The sequence below is a fragment of the Rudaea cellulosilytica DSM 22992 genome, assembly GCF_000378125.1.
GTDB lineage: Bacteria > Pseudomonadota > Gammaproteobacteria > Xanthomonadales > Rhodanobacteraceae > Rudaea > Rudaea cellulosilytica.
Map to the genome: position 1 here is coordinate 51396 of NZ_KB899241.1, position 19620 is coordinate 71015.

Sequence of the window (19620 nt, forward strand, 5' to 3'; positions counted from 1 at the left end):
CCCAATGATCTGGCCCCCTTCGATCACGCTGCAGGGCGAGCATGTTGCAGTCGTGCCGCTCGGCGTCGAGCATCACGACGCGCTAGTCGACGTCGTCCGCGACGGCGAGATGTGGAAGTACTGGTACACGAAAATCCCCTCGCCCGAGGCCATGCAAGCAGATATCGAACGACGCCTCGGCCTACGCGAGCGCGGCAACATGCAGCCCTTCGTCATCGTCGACAAGGCGAGGAACAAGGTCGTCGGTGCGACCAGTTACATGAATATCGACGCTGACAACCGCCGCGTCGAGATCGGCAGCACCTGGTACGCGCAGAGCGCACAGCGCACCGGCATCAACACCGAGTGCAAATACCTGATGCTGAGCCACGCCTTCGAACAACTCGACTGCATCGCCGTCGAATTCCGCACGCATCACCTCAACCGCCAGAGCCGCGCCGCGATCGAACGCCTCGGCGCCAAGCTCGACGGCATCCTGCGCTGCCACTGGCGTCTGGCCAACGGCGCGCTGCGCGACACCTGCGTGTACAGCATCGTCGCCGCCGAATGGCCGACGGTGAAAGCGCACTTGGAATGGCAGAAGACGAAGCCGCGGGCGTAATGCGACTCGCGCTGATTCGCGCGAAAATGCACTCCTCCACTGCGCGACAAGTGCCAGATGACTCGTGATGCCGGCCTGGAAGAACTGATCGACGGCGAACTCGAAGGTGTGCGCGGGTTGTCGAACAAGGCGATGTTCGGTGGCTGGGCGTGGCTGCTCAATGGCAATCTGCTCTTCGGCGCGCGCGACGCAGGCTTGCTTGTTCGCCTCGGCAAGGATCGCGACGATTGGGCGCTGCGTGTGCCGGGCATCGAGCGCGCCATTATGCGTGGACGCGCAATGCAGGGCTGGGTGCGCGTATCGCCAGAAACTTGCGGCGATGACGCGTTGCGCGGACGACTGGTCCGCGCAGCGCTCGATTTCGTGGGCTCGCTACCGCCGAAACGGTAACGAGCGCCCGTCGCGCTTACTTGACCTCGACGACCGCCAAGCCTTGTGGCGGCAACGTGATCGTCAGCGTGCCGTCCTTGATCGCGACCGATTCGGGCGCGCGCAGTTCGGCGGCCTTGCGCAATTCCTTCTGCTGCGCAACTGTGGGGTAGCGCGGCGAACCCATCTTCTCGTAGGCCGGGCGCAAGTCGCCGTGTTCGCGGTCGACGCGCGAAACCTGCGCGCTGGTCGCCTTCGAGTTTCTCAGCTTGAGCGTCAGCGTGACCGGCGCGCTCTTCGCCTTGTCGGCCTTGTCCGCAGCCTGGTCCAAGCCGGACGGTGCGTAATTCCACAGCGCGAGCACGAGCGAGCCATCCTTGTTGCGCGTCGCCAGCACCGAGTCGGACTGCAGCGGAATGCGCTCGTCGCCAAGCTTGTGCAGCAGCTTGAACGCGTTGTACGCGGGCTTGGGTAGGTTGTCCGCGGCGATCAGGCCGAAGCCACCGTAGAACGGCGTCTTGACCACGCCCTGCTCCTCGAACACATCGGAGAACGACCAGTACGACATCACGTCGACGAGACCGTCGCACTGCGCGATCGTCGATGCCATCCACGGGCCCATGTAGGTCGAGTCTGTGACCTGCGTCGTGTTGTCGTAGGCCGCGTTGAACTCGCTCCAGATCAGCGGGGTGCCGGGTGCGGACGACTTCTTGATTTCCTCGTGCACCTTCTTCACCGCGCGGCAGACCATCTTGTCACGCGGGATTTCCTCGTTCGTGCCGAACACGTTGTCGGCGGTGTCGTTGCCGTAGACATGCGTGGACGCGAAATCGAACGGAATGTTCTTTTCCTTGCAATGCTTGATGAACTCGGCGACCCAGGCGGCCTGCGCGGTCGACGGGCCGCCGACGCGCAGGCGCTTGTCCACGCCCTTGAGCGCGAGCGCGGTGTGGTCGTAAAGAGTCCAGTACGTCTTCTGCGGCGGGAATCCGGCCCAGAAGCCGATGTTCGGTTCGTTCCATACCTCGAACAACCAGCTCGAAACTTCCTCAATGCCGTAGCGTTCGATCAGGTGCTTGGCGAACGCCTGGATCATCGCGTCCCACCTCGCGTAGTCCTTGGGCTCGGAGATGTTCGGGTGGTACCAGAACGGATGCCAGAACTCGGCCGCGGCGAGTTTCTTCGGCATGAACGACAGTTCGACGAAGGGCTTCACGCCGTCGGCGAGCAGACCGTCGTAGATCTGGTCGACGTAGGACCAGTTGTAGACGGCCTTGCCTTGTGCGTCCTCGTCATAGATGCCGACTTCGTCGTGGAAGATATTGTGGAAGCGCACGTATTTGAAATCGGTCGCCTGCTTCACCGCGCGGATGTCCTGGCGGTACGAATCGCGCAGCGCGAGGATCGCGCGGCCGGAGCCGAAGCTCTGCTCCCAGAAATGCGGGAACGCGCGCGCCTTCGCCGTAGCGTCGATCTCGACGGTCTGCGCAAACAACGCCGGCGACGCCGCGGCGAGCGCGAGCGACAACAGGCCGAGCTTGAGTTTCGATGCACCCGTGGAATTCTTCATGGATATCTCCCCGACTATTTTTCTGATTGCATGCTCACTCGGCGGGCGGGCCGGTGATCGCTAGGGTAGCAGCAAAACGCTGTAATGAAAACGTTTACATTGGCGTCATAGCGGTATTTTCCCATGTGACCGGATTCCGCTTTTTATGCACGCGACGCGCAGGCGCGATTCACTGGATAATGCCGCGAAGCTCGACGCCGATCACGACATGCCTGCGAATCCTTCCGCTCCGAACACATCCAATCGCGCCGCACCGCGCGCAATCGCGATCCTCGTGTCCGCCCTGCTCGGCGGCATGGCCGGAGGCGTCGCCTGGTGTTTTCTCTCGCTGTGGCTGCCGTGGTTCGCGCAATTCTGGATCGTGCCGATCGCGATCGCGCTCGCCATGTCCACGCGCTGGCAGGGCTATCGCGAAGGCGCGTCGATCGCCTGCACTCTGCTCGCGGTAGTGATCGCCTTCGCCTACGCGCAATACCTGTTCGGCGCCGTGCGCATTGCGGACTCGATGGGTTTGCCGCTGCGCGAGGCGCTGTTCAAGGCCGGCTTCGGCCTGACCGCCGATATCGCCTGGGCAAATTTGCGTACCCCGGATTGGGTCGCACTCGCGCTGGCCGTAGCGGCCGGCGTAGCTGTCGCTCGATTGCGCAGCTCAAGTCGTCGAATCAGCGGCGACAACTAACCCGATTTCGGCGCCGAGCCTGGATTCTGCTTGCGGAATTCCTCCGCCGGCAACCCGGCGATGCCCCAGTTCTCCATCGGCACTTCGTCGATCACGACGATGGTCGTCTTTGGATTCTTGCCGAGCACGCGTTGCAGCAGCTCGGTCGCGCCCTGGATCAGCTCGGCCTTCTGCGCCTCGGTCGCACCTTCGCGCGTGATGCGGATATTGACGTAGGGCATCAGTGTCCGCCTCCGCCGTCAACCGCCTTCAAGCCCGCGATCAGTTTGTTGGCCGCGTCCTGGCCGTCGGCGTAGAGCATGTTCGTGTTGTCCTGGTAGAACAACTCGTTCTCGATGCCGGCGAAGCCAGTGCCTTTGCCACGCTTGATAACGATCGTCTTCTTCGCGTTGGCGACATCGAGAATCGGCATGCCGTAGATCGGCGAGGATTTATCGGTCTTGGCCGCCGGATTGACCACGTCGTTGGCGCCGATGACGATGGCGACGTCGCAGTTCGGGAATTCGGGGTTGATGTCGTCCATGTCCGCGATCAGGTCGTACGGCACGCCGGCTTCCGCGAGCAGCACGTTCATGTGGCCCGGCATGCGTCCGGCGACCGGATGGATCGCGAACTTGACGCTCTTGCCGCGCGCGATCAGGTTCTTCGACAGTTCCCAGATCTTGTGCTGCGCCTGGGCCACGGCCATCCCGTAGCCTGGAACGATGATGACGTTGTCGGCCATGTACAGCAGCGAAGCCGCATCGTCCGCCTCGATCGGTTTTTGCGAGCCTTTGATCTCCTGTGCGCTCGCGCCACCACCACCGAAGTTCGAGAACAGGACGTTCGCGATCGAACGGTTCATCGCCTTGGCCATGAGGCGCGTCAGCAATGTACCCGCGGCACCGACGACGGTACCGGCGATGATCAGTGCGATATTGCCCTGCACATAGCCCTCGAAGCCGACCGCGAGGCCGGTGAATGCGTTGTACAGCGAAATGACGACCGGCATGTCGGCGCCCCCGATCGGCAATGTCATCAGCACGCCGAACAACAAGGCAAGGGCGAAGAACAGCACGATCCACTGCGTCTGCAGATGCCACACGCTGTAGAGGCCGATCAGCAACGCGGCGAGGAAGCAGGCGCCGTTGACGAGCTTCTGCCCGCCGAAACGGAAGGTCTTGTCCATGCGCCCGTCGAGCTTAGCCCAGGCGATGATCGAGCCGGTCATCGAGATCGAGCCGATCAGCGCACCGATCACGGCGAGCAGGGTCTGCGTCGTGGTCAGATGATTCTCGAAGTGAGTCTGCGTCGCCGCGCCGAGCAGCGCGGCCGCGCCGATCGCCGCAGCCGAGCCGCCGCCCATGCCGTTGTACAGCGCGACCATCTGCGGCATGTCGGTCATCGCGACTTTCTTGCCCCAGATCCATGCGATCGCGGTCGAGGCGGCGATCGCAATGAAGATCAGCGCGGCGTTCTCGATCAGCACGTGACCGGGAACTTCACTATGGAAAAACGTCGCGACCACCGCGATCAGCACGCCGATGCCGGCCCACTGGATGCCGCTGCGCGCGGTCACCGGCGAGGACATGCGCTTGATGCCGAGGATCAGCAGCACCGCGGCGACGAAATAGCTCGCCTGGATCAGCAATGAAACGATCTGGGCCGCTTCCATTACTTGCCCTCCGCTGCGGCCGCCGGCTTCTTCGACGACTTGAACATCTCGAGCATGCGCTCGGTGACGACGTAGCCGCCGGCCGCGTTGCCCGCGCCGAGGAACACGCCGACAAAGCCGATCAGCTGCTGCCACCAGGTCGTCGCCTCGCCGAGCGCGATCATCGCGCCGACGAGGACGATGCCGTGAACGAAGTTCGAGCCCGACATCAGCGGCGTATGCAGGATCACCGGCACGCGCGAGATGATCTCGTGGCCGGTGAAGGCGGCAAGCATGAACAGGTACAGCGCGAGGAATCCGTCGATCATGACTGCGCTCCTTCCACCAATTGCTTCGTCGGCTCGTGTTTGATCTCGCCTGCGTGCGTCACGCAGGTCTTGGCGATCAACTCGTCGTTCCAGTCGAGGTTGAGATCGCCGCCCGACGTGATCGACAGTTCGAGGAAGTTGTACAGATTCTTCGCGTACAGTTCGCTCGCGTGGATCGGCGTGGTCGCGGCGAGGTTGACCGGGCCGATGATCGTCACGCCGTTGTCGGTGACGATGGTCTTGCCGGGTTCGGTCAGCTCGCAGTTGCCGCCGGTCTCGGCAGCGATATCGACGATGACCGAGCCGGCCTTCATGCCGCGGACCATGTCGGCGCTGATGATGCGCGGCGCCTTGCGTCCCGGCACCGCGGCCGTGGTGACGATCACGTCGACACCCTTGATGTGTTCGGCCAGCGCGGCCTGCTGCTGCGCGCGCTCCTCGGCGGTGAGTTCGCGCGCGTAGCCGCCCGCGCCCGCAGCGCTTACGCCGAGTTCGACGTATTTCGCGCCGAGCGACTGGATCTGTTCCTTCGTCTCCGGGCGCACGTCGAAGCCTTCGACTTGCGCACCGAGGCGGCGCGCCGTCGCGATCGCCTGCAGACCGGCGACGCCAGCGCCGACGATCAGCGCCTTCGACGGCCGCACCGTGCCCGCGGCGGTGGTCAGCATTGGAAAGAATTTCGGACTCGCCTCGGCGGCGATCAGCACAGCTTTGTAACCGGCGATGTTCGCCTGCGAGGACAACACGTCCATCGCCTGCGCACGCGTCGTGCGCGGCAGCAGTTCCATCGCGAAACTCGTGATCTTCGCGTCACGCAGCGCCTTGATGCGCTCGGGCGCGAGATGCGGCTGCAAATAGCCGATCGTGACCGCACCGGGCTTGAGCGCGGCAATCTCTTCGAGCGTCGGCGGCTGCACGGTCAGCAACACGTCGGCTGCGGCTAGCGCACTGCGCGCGTCAGGCGCGACCTCGGCATCCTTGTACGCACCGTCGGCAAAACTCGCCGCTTTGCCGGCATCGTGCTCGATGACTAGACCGACCTGCTTAGCCTTCAGTTTCTTCGCCACGTCCGGCGTCAACGCCACTCGGCGTTCGCCCGGCACGGTTTCGCGCACCGTGCTGATCGTGATGCTCATGCGCCAATCCCCAAGGAATACGAAACTTCATCCTAGCCGAGCTTCGCAGCCGGCGCCATACGCCCTTGTGTCCAATGATATCCTGCACTTCGAATTTCAGATGCGAAGCATCCCATTAAGTGCAGACATGTCGCCACTCGATTTCTTGAATAGCCGTCTATCCGTGCCTTCGCGGCAGCTCGGCGAACCGGCGCCGTCGGTGCAACAACTCGAACAACTGCTCGCCGCTGCCGTTCGTGCGCCCGACCACGGCAAGCTTACGCCGGCGCGCCTGCTGCTGATCCGCGGCGAAGCACGCGGGAAGCTCGGCGCAGCGCTTGCGGCAATTCACCACAGGATCGAGCCGAACGCGCCCGAAGCGGCTTTCGCCAAGGATCGCGAACGCTACACCTTCGCGCCGCTGATCGTTTGCGTGGTCGCGCGCATCGACGAGGACCATCCGAAAATCCCCGCGCAGGAGCAGATCCTCTCCGCGGGATGCGTCGCCTACAACCTGCTGCTCGGCGCGCAGGCGCTCGGCTACGGCGCGCAGTGGCTGACCGGCTGGGCGGCCTATGACCGAGACGCGGCCGGACTGCTCGGACTCGCTGCGAACGAACGCGTGATCGGTTTCGTACATATCGGCACGGTGCTGAAGCCCGCCGTCGAAGGACCGCGACCCGTTCTGACAGACATCGTCAGCGAGTTGAAGTTGTGAGCGCGATGCAAACGCTGCATCTGATCGACTCGAGCCTGTACATCTTCCGCGCCTGGCATTCGCTTCCGGACGAGTTCCGCGACGTCGACGGCGCGCCGGTCAACGCGGTGCAGGGTTACACGCGCTTCCTCTGCGATTTCCTCGAACGCACGCGGCCGACGCATGTGCTCGCGGCGTTCGACGAGTCGCTCGTGTCCTCGTTCCGCAATGCGATCTATCCTGAGTACAAAGCCAACCGCGAGCTGCCGCCAGCGGAATTGAAGGTGCAGTTCGCCTACTGCAAGCAGGTCGCGGCGGCGCTCGGCGTCAGCGTGCTCGCGGACGAACAGCTCGAGGCAGATGATCTTATCGGCAGCGCGGTCGAGATGTCGCGCAAGGAAAATTTTCGCAACGTCATCGTCTCGGCCGACAAGGATTTCGGCCAGCTCATCGGCCTGCACGACGAGCAGTGGGATTTCTCGAAGAACGAGCGCTGGGATGCACAGGGTGTCAAGCAGCACCTGGGGGTGCGCCCGGACCAAGTCGTCGACTATCTCGCCCTGACCGGCGATGCGGTCGACAACATTCCCGGCGTACCCGGCATCGGACCGAAAACCGCGGCGACGCTGCTCGCGCACTTCGGTTCGCTAGCCGCGCTGCTGACGCGCATCGAGGAAGTGCCGTTCTTGCGCTTCCGCGGCGCGGCCCAGGCTTATGTGAAGATCAAGGCGAACCGCGAGCAGGCACTGCTGTCGCAACGCCTGTCGGCGATCGTGCTCGATGCGCCGCTGCCAGGCGGGGTCGAAACCTTGCGCTGGCGCGCGCCCGACCACACCGCACTCGATGCGTTGTTCGATCGTCTGCGCTTTGGCCCGCTGACACGTTCACGCTGTCGCCAACTCGCACCTACCAGCGCCTGAATTCCCGCGGCGACGACGCGCCGCGTGGCCTCAGGGATTTCCCGTCGGAGCAGGTGTCGCCGGTTTCTGCACATCTCGTTGCAGGTTGAACCCCTTCGGCGGCGCCTTGCGCATCTGCTCGAGTTCTTCCGGCGTGTACTTGTGCGGTGCCGGCATCGCCGGGGCCTTCTGGTTCCACGCATAGAGCAGGTTGGTGCGGAAGACGTGTACGGGTTCGAGCTTGCCCGCGTCGGTCAACACGCCGAGATCGCTGTAAAGCGCTTTCTGGCTGTTTGCGATGAAATAGAGATCGGTGCCCGATACGGCTCCGACCGTCGGCATCTTGAACGCCTCCTGTGCCGCGTCCAGCGGCTGGGCCTGGACGATGCTGTGTCCGTCGTTGCCGAGTCGCAGACGCATTATGCGCTTGGGCGACATTTCATTCTGGATCGCTATCAGCGTGCCGTCGTACCAGTACAGCCCGTCAATGCCACCGAGCGCGAGGTGGCTCGGATCGTACGCGATGTTGAACGGCTTGCCTTGGGCCAGGTCGATGCCGAACAAGCCGAGCGCGACGTCAGCGAAATAAAGCGTGCGCCCGTCGCCGGATACGGCAAGGCCGCGGATTCCGCTCAGGCTGGGATTGCCGGTGACGAGCTTGAGCGCGCCGTCGTCGAGCCGATAAATCTGCTGGACGACGCCGTCGGCGACATACACTTTGCCATTCCCATCGATCGTGATGCTCGACAGGATGTGCCTGCCATCGTCGACCGGCAGCATCGCCTTGCGCACGAATTTGCCGTTCGACAACACGAATTCATACACGCCGGCGCTGCCGGCCGTGGCCGCATCGAAGTGGTTGAAGTGCGGCACGCCGTTGCTGATCGCGTAGAGCCGGTCATGTGCGGCATCGACCGCGAGACCGAACACGGCCATGAGGCCATTGGCTGCCTCGGCTTTGATGAACTCCTTCACCCCGCCCTTGCCGTCTGCGACATAAATTCCTCCGTCGCGCACACTCCCGACGAGGAACTGCTTGCGCTTCGGATCCCAGGCGATCGACTCGAACAGACTGTCGGTTTTGGGCAGCTCGAAAGCGACTTTGCCTTCGCCGAACGGCTTGTTGTTGTCGTCGAACGTCTTGACGATGTAATCCCACACCTTGGTGCCATGCGCGCCTTCGAAGCGCGGATCCTTGGCGATGTCGTAGTAGTAGCCCTGGGTGATCAGGTGCAGCAGGGTATCGTAGGTTTCCGTCTTCTGTTCTCCGCCGGCATAAGCCATCGCCAACTGCAGGCGCAGGTCGCCGGAATTCGGGAACAACTGGGTCAGGCGCTGCAGCGTCCAGATGAAATGCTCGGGCTCACCGGCGTCCATGTAGATCTGGCCGAGCTTGCTCAGCGCATTGGGATCGCGCGACTGCATGATCTGCTCTTGCGTCAACGCTACCGCCTTCTTCGTCATCTCAGCCTTGGCGGCTTCCTCGGGCGTCTGCGCTTGCGCCGGGGCGACCTGTTCCTGCGCGGCCGGTGCGGGCGCAGACGCGGGCTGCGTCGTGGCAGTGTCGGGCTGCTTCGAGCACGCAGCCAAGGCAATCGCCGCGATCAATGGATAGAATCGTGTTTTCATGGGCATCAGGGAATCGGCGGCCTGCAAGGGCCCTCGGAGTCGAAAGTGAAGACCGCGCTGTGACCACGCGATGCCGGCAAAGTTCGCGGCATGGCCACGCAGGACCGGAAATCGGGAAATTGTACACGATGACAGAAACTGAAATCCTCCATCAGGGTCGCTGGCTGCGCCTGCTCAAGCGCGGACGCTGGGAGTATGCCGAACGCACCAACCCGGGCGGCGCGGTCATCATCATCGCGCTGACCGACGCGGACCGCATCCTGTTCGTCGAACAGTGGCGCGAACCGATCCAGGCGAAAACCATCGAGATGCCGGCAGGCCTGATCGGCGACGTCGCCGGCAGCCACGACGAATCCGCGATCCTTGCGGCCGAGCGCGAGCTGCTCGAGGAAACCGGTTACCGCGCTGCGCGCATCGACTACCTCACCGAAGGGCCGTCGTCGGCCGGCATGAGCAACGAGGTCATCGCCTTCGCGCGCGCCCGCGGACTCACGCGCGAGCACGCCGGCGGCGGCGACAACACCGAGGACATCGTCGTGCACGAAGTGCCGCGAGCCGATGCGCCGCGCTGGCTGGTCGGCAAGATGCGCGAGGGCTATTCGATCGATCCGAAGCTGTTCGCCGGGCTCTACTTCCTCGAGCACGGCGAGGCATTGTTCCGCGACTAGCCGTCGTTCCGAAAGGCTACTTCGTTTCGAGCCGGTTGCCGCGCTTCACGCCGGCTAACTCGACTTCACCCGCGGGCACGATGCGATAGCGCACGCGCACCGTGCCGATCTGCGGGTGCGCCGCATCGCCACCCGCATAGAGCACGCCATCGGCGACGTTGAACGTCGCCGCCATGTTCGGCGGCAGGGCGCTGGTCTTGACGGGATAGTCCTGCGCCGCTTGTGTATCGAGCAGTTTCGGATCGACGACGAGATCGCCTAGCCGGATCTCACCGGCGACAAAGCGCGCATCGGCGAACGGTGCCGGCGGATTCCCGTGCCCTTTCGGTTCACGAAACTTGCCCGAATCGACGTGCTCTGACGACCACGACTTGTCGTACGAGCACGCGCCACCGGCCAATTCGCAGCGCTCGTGCCATTGATACATTTCCACAATGCGCAAAAGTATTGCCGCGTCGGCCACGATGCCGAGCTGGGAATCGCGCGGCGGATGCTTGATGGAGAGTTTGCCGCCCAGCTTGACCGGAACAGCGGCGGTGTCGGTGGACACGACATCCGCCTTGCGCGCCGGCAATGGCAGCTCCGTACTGACCGTCGATATCGCCGACTGCACACGCGCGCGATGCTGCCATGCCCAGATTGCACCCAGGCCGAGCAGGATCAGCGCGACGAAGACCCCGATCCGGCGCGGCGAAACCTTCTGTTTGCGCTTGCGAGCCATTCGAATCCGGGCCTGGCCTACTTGACCACCGCGCCGCCCGAGGTCTGCCGCGGATCGGTGCCCGCATGCAGCTTGTTCGTCGTCCGGTCCCAGCTCACCGCGTTCATGAAGCCCCAGGTGCGCTCGGATTCGCTGACCTTGTGGCCCATCGCCTCGAGCGCCTTCACTTCGTCGGCGCTGAACGCGTTCTTCTCCGCCGAGATCACGTCGGGCAGGTACTGATGGTGGTAGCGCGGGTTGCCGACAAATTTCTCCGGCTGTTCGCCGTCGATGAAGGCGAGGATGCCTTCGAGCACCATCGTGATGATGCGGCTGCCGCCCGGCGTGCCGATCACGCCGATGCGGTCGGCACCGACGACAAAGCTCGGCGACATCGACGACAGCGGCCGACGCCCGGCCGCGGGCGCGTTCGCATCGGTGCCGACCACGCCGTAGACGTTCGGCTTGCCGGCGACCAGCGCGAAATCATCCATCTCGTCGTTGAGCAGGAAACCCGTGCCCGGCACGACCATGCCGGAGCCGAACACGAAGTTCACCGTTTGCGTCGCCGACACGCGGTTGCCGTCCTTGTCGATGATCGAGAAATGCGTCGTATGCGGACCCTGCGGTGGCGTCATGTACGGCGGTAACAGGTCGCTCGGCGTCGCCTTCTCAGGATGGATCGTCGAGCGCAGACCGGCGGCATACATCGGACTCGACAACTCGTCGAGCGGCATCTTCACGAAGTCGGGGTCGCCGAGGTACTGCGCGCGGTCGCGATAAGCGCGGCGCATCGCCTCGACGATCAGATGCGTGCGGTGCACACGGTCGAGCTTGGCCAGATCGTAGCCCGAGAGGATGTTGAGCATCTCCTCGATCGCGATGCCGCCCGAGGACGGCGGCGGCGCGGTGACGATCTGCCAGTCGCGGTACTTGAACGCGATCGGCTCGCGCTCCTTGACCTTGTAGCTGGCAAGATCTTCGAGCGACCAGCGCCCGCCGTTCTTCTTCACGTCGTCGACCAGGCGCGCCGCGAACTCGCCGCGGTAGAAACCCTCGTTGCCTTTGGTCGCAATCAGCTCGAGCGTCTTTGCGATATCGGGATTCTTGAACACCCATCCTGCCTGCGGCACTTCGCCGTCGACGAGGAACAATGACTTCGCCGCCGCATAGCGCTCGAAGATCGGCTTGCGATAGCGCACCTCGTCGACGAAGCGCTTGTCGACCGCGAAGCCCTGGCGCGCGATGCGGATCGCCGGCGCCATCGATTTCGCCAGCGGCAGCTTGCCGTAGTGCTCGGCCAGCCAGACCAGACCCGCCGGCTCACCCGGAATCGCCGCCGACAGCGGCCCGTTGAGCGAATGATCCTTGTCGAGATCGCCATTCGCGGCGAGGTAGTCCTTCGCATCGACTGCCGCCGGTGAGGTTTCGCGCGCATCGACAAAGATGTCCTTGCCGTCGCTGGCACGATGCAGCAGGAACATGCCGCCGCCGCCGATACCCGAACTCTGCGGCTCGACCACCGACAGCGCCGCCGCGACCGCGACCGCCGCGTCGAACGCGTTGCCACCCTGGGCGAGTGCCTCGAAGCCGGCATCGGTCGCGAGCTTGTGCGCGCTCGCGATCGCCGCATGCCCCGGCCTGACAGCACCTTCGGCCTGCTGCGGCGCGGCCGCCTGCGCGCCGGTGGCCACGACGATCAGCGCGAAGGAAAAAGTATACAAAATCCGTCTAGACATCATTCGGCTCCGGCTTGCCCGCCTGATCTGCGGTCAGCACGTGGTATTTTTCAAACAAGGTTTCGCGTGACTCCACGTGCGCCGGGTCGACGATGATGCATTCGACCGGGCATACCTCGACGCACTGCGGCGTGTCGTAGTGACCGACGCATTCGGTGCAGCGCGAGGGTGCGATCTCGTAGATGACCGCGCCGAGCGCAATCGCCTGGTTCGGGCAGACCGGTTCGCAGACGTCGCAGTTGACGCAGGTGTCGAGAATTATGAGAGACATGTACTTTTGCTCTCGTCCCTGATCGCGAAGTTCACAAAGCGAACATCCCTGTCCGCACATTTCAATAAAAGCCACGTCGCCCCGATAGGGAAGCCGGGGCGATGATTCGGCATGCCGATCGCGCTACGCGCTCTCGGGCCGATTCGTCACTTCAACTCGACGAAATAGTAAGTCGCGCCCGTGCGTTCGACTTCCGGCTTGACCCGCTCGGAATCGGCCGGCGTGCCGATGAACAGGATGAACACGCCCTTGAACGAACCGTCCTTCGCATCCTTGAACGCGGCGATCGCGGTGTCGGCCGTATAGGTCGAGCTCGGGCCACCGAAGGCCATGAATGCGCCCGGCAGCACGCCGCGCTGCACCGTGGTCTGGATGTTGTCGAGAGCGTTCTGGCGATCGCCTTTGGCCGCGTCGTCGTCGCCGGCCGGAATGTAGTAGATGAACGGATGGTTGGTCTTCACCGTGGTCGCATTGTCGCGCAGGAACTTGGTGATGACCGCCTTGAAATAGCCCTGCCACTTCGCCTTGTCGTTGATGTCCGTTGGCAGCACGAGCGCGGCGGTTTCCTTGGCCAGCGCCTCGGCCTTGGCGGCGGCTTCGGCAGCCTTGGCCTTCTCCTCTTCGCTCGGCCCGCAGGCGGCGAGCAGCAATACGGCGGCGAGCGCCGCAATCATACGAAAAGTATACTTTTTCATTTTATCTCCCATTACTGATTGCAAGAAAGCTGTCGAACGCAAAACCAAGCATTCGCTTCAGGCATGCCCCCAGCGCTTGCGCATCGCGTGCTGCACTGCTGGATGGACGAAGCCGGACACGTCGCCGCCCAGGCGCGCGATTTCGCGCACGAGCGAGGAGGAGATGAAACTGTACTGCTCCGAGGGCGTCAGGAACAAGGTTTCCGCACGCGGAATCAGATGGCGGTTCATGCTCGCGAGCTGAAATTCGTACTCGAAATCCGAGACTGCGCGCAAGCCGCGCAGAATAACCCCTGCGCCAACCTCTTCGACGAAATGCGCGAGCAGCGAAGAAAACCCGCGCACCTCGACATTGGCGATGTCCGCCAGCGCCTCGCGCGCGAGCGAGATGCGCTCGTCGAGACTGAAACCAGGCCCCTTGTTCGGGCTTTCCGCGACCGCCACGATGATGCGCTCGAACAACGGCGCCGCGCGTATCGTCAGATCGACATGCCCGTTGGTGATCGGATCGAACGTGCCGGGGTAGATCGCAATGCGTGCGCGTTCGGCAGGAATGTGGTTCGGCATGGGATCGCGTCCGGCTCGGGCAATGCCTTCAACTAGGCCGCAAGCTTATCCGATCGGCGATACAGCGCATAGCGCACCGCGCTGGCGTGGCCTTCACGATGCAACTGCCATGCGGACGGCAAATGCAGCGCCTGCCCCCGCGGCGTCTCGACGTAAACCAGCGCCGCGGGCGCGAGCCACGCGTTCGCCTCGAGCAGCCGAGCCGACTCGTCCCACAGATTCGATGCGAACGGTGGATCGAGAAAAACGAGGTCGCAGGGCTGCGTAGGCGACTCACGCAGCACGGTCAGCGCGTCCGTGCTGCGCACGTGCCCGCTTTCCTGGTGCAGCCGCGCCAGGTTCTCGCGCAATGCCTGGGCGAGGCGCGCATCGCGCTCGATGAAATCGACCTGCGCGGCGCCGCGCGACAGCGCTTCGATGCCGAGCACGCCGGTGCCGGCGTAGAGATCGAGGCAACGGGCGCCGGCGATGTACGGCGCGAGCCAGTTGAACAGCGTCTCGCGCACGCGATCGGGCGTGGGCCGCAAGCCCTCGGAGTCGGCGACCACCAGCTTCGATCCGCGCAGGTTGCCGCCAATGATGCGCAGTTTGCCGGTCGCCGCGATCGTGCGGCGATTGCTTGAGATCGACCTCATCGGCCCAAAATCGACGGCGGCGCCAGTGTTAGCATGGCGCCATTGTCTTTCAATTTGTAGCGAAGATGTTCAAGTTCTGGAAGAAAAAACCTGCCGAAGAGCACACGGAAGCAGAAGTCGGCAACCCCGAAGCGGAACGGCCCGAGCGAGCCGACCACGCCGGAATTCCAACCGAGGCCGTCGAAGTGCCGCCCGTCGTCGCGGAATCCGAACAATCCGACGTGGACGACATCACCTCGCCTGCCGAGGCCGGTGCACGGCAAGTCCGCGAAGCGTCCGTGCCAACCCGGCGCAGTTGGCGCGAGCGTCTCGCCGGCAGCATCTTCAACCGCAGCATCGGCAGCCTGTTCGCGCGCAAACCCAAACTCGACGACGCGCTGCTCGACGAACTCGAAACCGCACTTATCGGTGCCGACGTCGGCGTAGCGGCGACTACCTCGCTCGTTGAAGACCTGCGCAAACGCATGAACAAGCGCGAATTCGCCGATGCCGACGCACTGCTTGCCGCGCTCCGCGCCGACCTCGTCGCGCTGCTGCAACCCGTTGCGCAGCCGCTACGCATCGACGCTTCGAGAAAACCGTTCGTCATCCTCATGGTCGGCGTCAACGGCGTCGGCAAGACGACGACGATCGGCAAGCTCGCGCGCCGTTTCCAGAGCCAGGGCCACGGCGTCGTGCTCGCCGCCGGCGACACCTTCCGCGCCGCCGCGGTCGAGCAGCTCAAGACCTGGGGCGAGCGCAACGGCGTGCCCGTCGTTGCGCAGGGCTCGGGCGCCGACTCGGCCAGCGTGATCTTCGACGCCCTGCAGTCGACGCGCTCCAAACAACTCGACATCCTCATCGCCGACACCGCCGGGCGCCTGCACACGCAATCGGGCCTGATGGACGAACTCGCCAAGATTCGCCGCGTGCTCGGTAAGCTCGATGCCGAGGCGCCGCACGAAGTGTTGCTCGTGATCGACGGCACCACGGGCCAGAACGCGGTCAACCAGACGCGTCAGTTCCGCGCCGCGATCGGCGTGACCGGCCTTGTCGTCACTAAGCTCGACGGCAGCGCCAAGGGCGGCGTGGTGTTCGCTCTGGCCAAGGAGTTCGGCCTGCCGATCCGCTACGTCGGCCTCGGCGAAACTGCGGAAGATCTGCGTGAGTTTGAACCCACCGAGTTTGTCGACGCGTTGCTGCCGGCGAGCCTCGGCAACGGCGAAGCCGCGGCGACGTGAGTGACGATTTCGCCCCGCGCTTGCTGCACTGGTTCGACGCGCACGGGCGCCACGACCTGCCCTGGCAGCATCCGCGCACGCCTTATCGTGTCTGGCTTTCCGAGGTGATGCTGCAACAGACCCAGGTGGCCACGGTCATTCCGTACTTTTTGCGCTTTGTGGAAAAGTTGCAAAGTATAGAATCGCTTGCTGCGGCGTCCGAAGATGAAGTCTTCGCACTGTGGTCGGGGCTCGGCTATTACAGCCGCGCGCGCAATCTGCATCGCGCAGCGCAGCTCTGCGTCGAATACCACGGCGGAGAGTTGCCCGAAGACTTTGACGCACTGCTCGCGCTGCCGGGTATCGGCCGCTCGACCGCAGGTGCCATCGCAGCACAAGCCTTCGATCGTCGCCGCGCGATTCTCGACGGCAACGTCAAGCGCGTGCTCGCGCGTTTCCACGGCATCACGGGCTGGCCCGGCGAAACGGCGACGGAAAACCGCCTATGGACGCTCGCCGATGCGCATACGCCGCACGAGCGCGCGGCTGACTACACGCAGGCGATCATGGATCTCGGCGCGACCGTGTGCACGCGCGCGACGCCGCGCTGCGACGCCTGCCCACTCAGTACCGATTGCGTCGCGCATCGCGATGGCCTAACTGCCGCCCTGCCTGCGCGCAAATCCGCAAAGGCACGGCCGACGCGCCGCACGATCATGCTCGTGCTGCGCGACGCACACGGCCGCCTGCTGCTCGAACGGCGCGCGCCCACCGGCGTCTGGGCCGGCCTGTGGAGCCTGCCCGAGGCCGCGGACGAAATTTCCGCGCGCAGCGAAGTCGCGCGTGTGCGCGGCTCCGATGCGGACGCAATCGTCTTTCACGCATTGCCGCCATTCGTGCACGGCTTCAGCCACTACTTGCTCGACGTCACGCCGCTCGCGCTCGACATCGACCCCGCCCCCGGCATCGCCGACGGCGCCGGCCGCCGCTGGCTGCATCCTCGCGACGCCAGCGCGCTTGGCCTGCCCGCGCCGGTGCGCAAGCTGATCGAATCACTTTCCTGAAGATCGAGACTCACCATGTCCCGCACCGTTCATTGCGTCAAACTGCAACGCGAAGCCGAAGGCCTCGCCTATGCACCCTACCCCGGCGAACTCGGCAAGCGCATCTTCGACAACATATCCAAGGAAGCATGGTCACAATGGCTCGCACATCAGACCATGTTGATCAACGAAAACCGCCTGTCTCCGCTCGATCCGAAGGCGCGCAAATTCCTTGAGGGCGAAATGGAGAAATATTTCTTCGGCTCAGGCTCGGCCGCGCCGCAGGGCTATGTCGCGCCGGACGGTTGAGACTTTCTACGACGCCTCGCGAACCATCCTACCTATGGTTTCGCGCAGCTGGGGCCGCAGACGTCCGAACAGGCCGCACTTCACGCCGGCCAGCACCTTGAGCATCTCGCCGCGCAGAATCGGCGCGCGGCCGAGCGGCCCGAACAAAGCATCGCGCCCGCGCGCAACGAGGTCGTGGTCGGACTGGAACAGCGGTGTCAACCAGCGACTGATGAACTGGTAGATCGGCACGTGCGCGCGGCGCGCGCGTGTGTAGGTCGCAAGCGCGGCGTCGATGTCCGCCTCGCGCTGCAGCGCCGTCGCCAGCGCCTGCGCGTCGAGCAAGGCCATGTTCGCGCCCTGCCCGAGTTGCGGACTCATCGCATGCGCCGCATCGCCGAGAAACACGACGCGGTCGCGATACGGCCGGCGCATCACCACGTCGCGATACGACGCTCGCGCAAATTGCATGGGGCTGTGCTTGCCCTCGATAAGTTCCGCGATCTCCGGCCAGTACGCGCGCAAGTCTGTTTTCCACGCATCGAGGTCTTGCTCGGGCCAGCGCGCGAGTGCGTCACCGCGCAGGCTCCAGAAGAAACTGACGCGATGCGCTTCGACGCCCTCATCCGGCAGAATGCCGACGGGCAGCACGCCGCACATGCGCCTCGCGAGGCGGTAGCGTTGCCGCAACTCGCCGTCGAAGCGTCGCGCCGGGTCCGCGCACAGACACCATACCGCGCCCCAGGGATACAGTCGGTCGCGCACCTGCGGCATCAGCGCCTTGCGCAGCGCCGAGGCGGCCCCGTCGGCGGCGATGATCAGGTCGAAGGGTCCGTGCCTGCCGCCGCCAACATCGCGCAGGCCGCGTCCATTATCATCGACGCCGACGATCTCCGCGCCGGAAATGACATCGTTGAAGTGTACAAATCCACTTTTCAACAATTCGAACAGCGCGCCGCGCTGCATACCGAGCCCGAACCAATCCGGGGCGAGATCGCTATAACGCATGTCCATCACGCGACGCCCGGCCGCATTCGTGCCGACCAGACGATGCACCGGCGCGCCGCAGGCCAGGGCGTGACCGAGCAGGCCGAGATCGGCCAACACCGACAACCCGGTCGGCTGCAGCAGGATGCCGGCACCGACCGGACCGAGCGCGGCGCTGCGCTCGAATACCTGCAGGCGATGGCCTTGCCGCTCAAGGTAAATCGCAGCGGCCTGCCCGGCCGTGCCGTAGCCGACGATCGCGATGTCGAGTGCGCCTATCCCCATGCACAAAGCATGACACAGCGTCGCGACCGCCCGTGGCGGACGCGCCCAGCCACCGCGGGCGATTTTCCCCTTGACTCGCCGACGCCGAGCGGCTGTAATACGCGACCTTCCGCGGCCGTGCCTTCTGCGCCCCGCATAGAAAGCCTCTTCGGCCAGGTAGCTCAGTTGGTAGAGCAGGGGACTGAAAATCCCCGTGTCGGCGGTTCGATTCCGTCCCTGGCCACCATTCCAAATCAAACACTTAGCGAGAATGAACCAGACGCAAATTTGCTCGCTGTGTCAAATTTGTGTCGTCAATTCGGCACGCTGCCGCGCGTAGGTTTTCGGTCGCCAGGTGCGCATAACGCAGCACCATTTCATAGCTCGACCAGCCACCCAATTCCATCAGTTCCTGCAGCCGTGTTCCGCGCTACACGTGCCATGACGCCCACGTGTGCCGCAGATCGTGCCACCGGAAATCCTCACTGATTCCCGCGCGTGCAATTGCCTGCTTCCATGCCCTCGTCGAACATCGGTCCACGGGCTTACCCTGAAAAGTAAACACGTATACTTTGTGCTCGCCGAGACGCTCGCGTAACACGCCGAGCGCTTCCTGGTTCAAGGGAACGCCAATGGCCTTCCCGGCCTTGGCCTGGTCTGGGTGTATCCACGCCACACCGCGACTCATGTCGACCTGGTCCCATTGCAGGTACGACACATTGCGCTGTCGTAGTCCCGTGGCGAGCGAGAATCGCGCCATGACCTTGAGGTGCGCCGGCAACTCCGCGAGAAGTCGCCCCGCTTGCTCCTGGGTCAGGAAGCAAATCCGCCGCTTCGGTTCCCGATACAGCCGGACCTTGTGAATGCGATCCACCCATTCCCAATCGTCCTTCGCCCGCCGCAGGATCGAACGAATCAAAGCAAGGTAGCGATTGGCGTTGCTTCGGCTTGATTCTTTCGCTTTGTGCTCCGCAATCTTTTCGATCTCGTCCCGAGTCACCTCGTCCAACATCAGACGACCCAGAAAGCGATCGAGCCACCGC

The 19620-nt window shown here is 64.0% G+C and carries 23 protein-coding genes and 1 tRNA gene; 10 read left to right on the forward strand and 14 right to left on the reverse strand.

Annotated features, from left to right (window positions below; translation table 11 throughout):
• Window positions 1-4 precede the first annotated feature (4 nt).
• Window positions 5-601: a GNAT family N-acetyltransferase gene (locus tag F455_RS0100290; protein ID WP_018971251.1), complete on the forward strand. Its 597-nt coding sequence runs from the start codon at window positions 5-7 to the stop codon at window positions 599-601.
• A 57-nt stretch (window positions 602-658) separates the two neighbouring features.
• Window positions 659-991 carry a TfoX/Sxy family protein gene (locus tag F455_RS0100295; RefSeq protein WP_018971252.1) on the forward strand — a complete coding sequence of 111 codons (333 nt, stop codon included), beginning with the start codon at window positions 659-661 and terminating at the stop codon, window positions 989-991.
• 16 nt (window positions 992-1007) lie between these two features.
• On the opposite strand, the gene F455_RS0100300 is transcribed toward F455_RS0100295, so the two are convergent.
• Window positions 1008-2540, reverse strand: a complete 1533-nt coding sequence (locus tag F455_RS0100300; protein WP_018971253.1) for a GH39 family glycosyl hydrolase — start codon at window positions 2538-2540, stop codon at window positions 1008-1010.
• Between the two features lie 208 nt (window positions 2541-2748).
• Between F455_RS0100300 and F455_RS0100305 the strand changes: the two genes are divergently transcribed.
• The gene (locus F455_RS0100305; protein ID WP_157578348.1) at window positions 2749-3219 is read left to right on the forward strand and encodes a hypothetical protein; all 471 of its coding nucleotides are present in this window, start codon (window positions 2749-2751) and stop codon (window positions 3217-3219) included.
• Here F455_RS0100305 and F455_RS0100310 read toward each other — a convergent pair.
• Genes F455_RS0100310 through F455_RS0100325 form a run of 4 tightly spaced genes read right to left on the reverse strand, consistent with a single transcriptional unit; the run spans window position 3216 to window position 6317 of the window.
• Window positions 3216-3440, reverse strand: a complete 225-nt coding sequence (locus tag F455_RS0100310; protein ID WP_018971255.1) for a tautomerase family protein — start codon at window positions 3438-3440, stop codon at window positions 3216-3218. The two genes, F455_RS0100305 and F455_RS0100310, sit on opposite strands and share 4 nt — an antisense overlap.
• Entirely contained in the window at window positions 3440-4873 is a 1434-nt protein-coding gene (locus tag F455_RS0100315; protein ID WP_018971256.1) for an NAD(P)(+) transhydrogenase (Re/Si-specific) subunit beta, read from the reverse strand. Before F455_RS0100315 ends, F455_RS0100310 begins: the two co-directional genes overlap by 1 nt.
• Window positions 4873-5181, reverse strand: a complete 309-nt coding sequence (locus F455_RS0100320; RefSeq protein WP_018971257.1) for an NAD(P) transhydrogenase subunit alpha part 2 — start codon at window positions 5179-5181, stop codon at window positions 4873-4875. Before F455_RS0100320 ends, F455_RS0100315 begins: the two co-directional genes overlap by 1 nt.
• Window positions 5178-6317 (reverse strand): Re/Si-specific NAD(P)(+) transhydrogenase subunit alpha, encoded by a 1140-nt coding sequence (locus F455_RS0100325; protein ID WP_018971258.1) that lies wholly within the window; start codon window positions 6315-6317, stop codon window positions 5178-5180. Before F455_RS0100325 ends, F455_RS0100320 begins: the two co-directional genes overlap by 4 nt.
• Window positions 6318-6444: 127 nt before the next feature.
• On the opposite strand from F455_RS0100325, the gene F455_RS0100330 reads away from it, so the two are divergent.
• Window positions 6445-7014: a nitroreductase family protein gene (locus F455_RS0100330; RefSeq protein WP_018971259.1), complete on the forward strand. Its 570-nt coding sequence runs from the start codon at window positions 6445-6447 to the stop codon at window positions 7012-7014.
• Between the two features lie 5 nt (window positions 7015-7019).
• Window positions 7020-7913, forward strand: coding sequence for a 5'-3' exonuclease (locus tag F455_RS0100335; RefSeq protein ID WP_033408984.1), 894 nt, complete (start codon window positions 7020-7022; stop codon window positions 7911-7913).
• A gap of 30 nt (window positions 7914-7943) precedes the next feature.
• Here the strand turns inward: F455_RS0100335 and F455_RS0100340 are convergent, their stop codons facing one another.
• The gene (locus F455_RS0100340; protein ID WP_157578349.1) at window positions 7944-9521 is read right to left on the reverse strand and encodes a hypothetical protein; all 1578 of its coding nucleotides are present in this window, start codon (window positions 9519-9521) and stop codon (window positions 7944-7946) included.
• Between the two features lie 128 nt (window positions 9522-9649).
• On the opposite strand from F455_RS0100340, the gene F455_RS0100345 reads away from it, so the two are divergent.
• Window positions 9650-10189: an NUDIX hydrolase gene (locus F455_RS0100345; protein ID WP_018971262.1), complete on the forward strand. Its 540-nt coding sequence runs from the start codon at window positions 9650-9652 to the stop codon at window positions 10187-10189.
• A 16-nt stretch (window positions 10190-10205) separates the two neighbouring features.
• On the opposite strand, the gene F455_RS0100350 is transcribed toward F455_RS0100345, so the two are convergent.
• From F455_RS0100350 to rsmD, 6 genes are all read right to left on the reverse strand, one after another.
• Window positions 10206-10910: a TMEM43 family protein gene (locus F455_RS0100350; protein ID WP_018971263.1), complete on the reverse strand. Its 705-nt coding sequence runs from the start codon at window positions 10908-10910 to the stop codon at window positions 10206-10208.
• Window positions 10911-10927: 17 nt separating this feature from the next.
• A complete protein-coding gene (ggt, locus tag F455_RS0100355) occupies window positions 10928-12628 on the reverse strand; it encodes a gamma-glutamyltransferase (RefSeq protein ID WP_083918732.1) in 1701 nt (566 codons plus the stop codon).
• Window positions 12621-12899 (reverse strand): YfhL family 4Fe-4S dicluster ferredoxin, encoded by a 279-nt coding sequence (locus F455_RS0100360; protein WP_018971265.1) that lies wholly within the window; start codon window positions 12897-12899, stop codon window positions 12621-12623. Before F455_RS0100360 ends, ggt begins: the two co-directional genes overlap by 8 nt.
• Window positions 12900-13045: 146 nt before the next feature.
• Window positions 13046-13594, reverse strand: coding sequence for a hypothetical protein (locus F455_RS0100365; RefSeq protein WP_026292921.1), 549 nt, complete (start codon window positions 13592-13594; stop codon window positions 13046-13048).
• A gap of 57 nt (window positions 13595-13651) precedes the next feature.
• Entirely contained in the window at window positions 13652-14161 is a 510-nt protein-coding gene (coaD, locus tag F455_RS0100370; RefSeq protein ID WP_018971267.1) for a pantetheine-phosphate adenylyltransferase, read from the reverse strand.
• Window positions 14162-14193: 32 nt separating this feature from the next.
• Window positions 14194-14796, reverse strand: coding sequence for a 16S rRNA (guanine(966)-N(2))-methyltransferase RsmD (gene rsmD, locus F455_RS0100375; RefSeq protein WP_018971268.1), 603 nt, complete (start codon window positions 14794-14796; stop codon window positions 14194-14196).
• A gap of 65 nt (window positions 14797-14861) precedes the next feature.
• Here rsmD and ftsY point away from each other — a divergent pair, with 65 nt between their 5' ends.
• From ftsY to F455_RS0100390, 3 genes are read left to right on the forward strand one after another with little or no spacing between them, the layout of a single operon-like run.
• Complete coding sequence (ftsY, locus tag F455_RS19150) at window positions 14862-16016, forward strand: signal recognition particle-docking protein FtsY (RefSeq protein ID WP_018971269.1); 1155 nt, start codon at window positions 14862-14864, stop codon at window positions 16014-16016.
• Window positions 16013-17059 (forward strand): A/G-specific adenine glycosylase, encoded by a 1047-nt coding sequence (gene mutY / locus F455_RS0100385; protein WP_018971270.1) that lies wholly within the window; start codon window positions 16013-16015, stop codon window positions 17057-17059. Before ftsY ends, mutY begins: the two co-directional genes overlap by 4 nt.
• A gap of 15 nt (window positions 17060-17074) precedes the next feature.
• Window positions 17075-17347: an oxidative damage protection protein gene (locus tag F455_RS0100390; protein WP_018971271.1), complete on the forward strand. Its 273-nt coding sequence runs from the start codon at window positions 17075-17077 to the stop codon at window positions 17345-17347.
• A 6-nt stretch (window positions 17348-17353) separates the two neighbouring features.
• On the opposite strand, the gene F455_RS0100395 is transcribed toward F455_RS0100390, so the two are convergent.
• Window positions 17354-18598 (reverse strand): FAD-dependent oxidoreductase, encoded by a 1245-nt coding sequence (locus F455_RS0100395; protein WP_018971272.1) that lies wholly within the window; start codon window positions 18596-18598, stop codon window positions 17354-17356.
• A gap of 150 nt (window positions 18599-18748) precedes the next feature.
• On the opposite strand from F455_RS0100395, the gene F455_RS0100400 reads away from it, so the two are divergent.
• A tRNA-Phe gene (locus F455_RS0100400) sits at window positions 18749-18824 on the forward strand.
• Between the two features lie 183 nt (window positions 18825-19007).
• Here F455_RS0100400 and F455_RS21535 read toward each other — a convergent pair.
• Entirely contained in the window at window positions 19008-19589 is a 582-nt protein-coding gene (locus F455_RS21535) for a tyrosine-type recombinase/integrase (protein WP_051084108.1), read from the reverse strand.
• Window positions 19590-19620 lie beyond the last annotated feature (31 nt).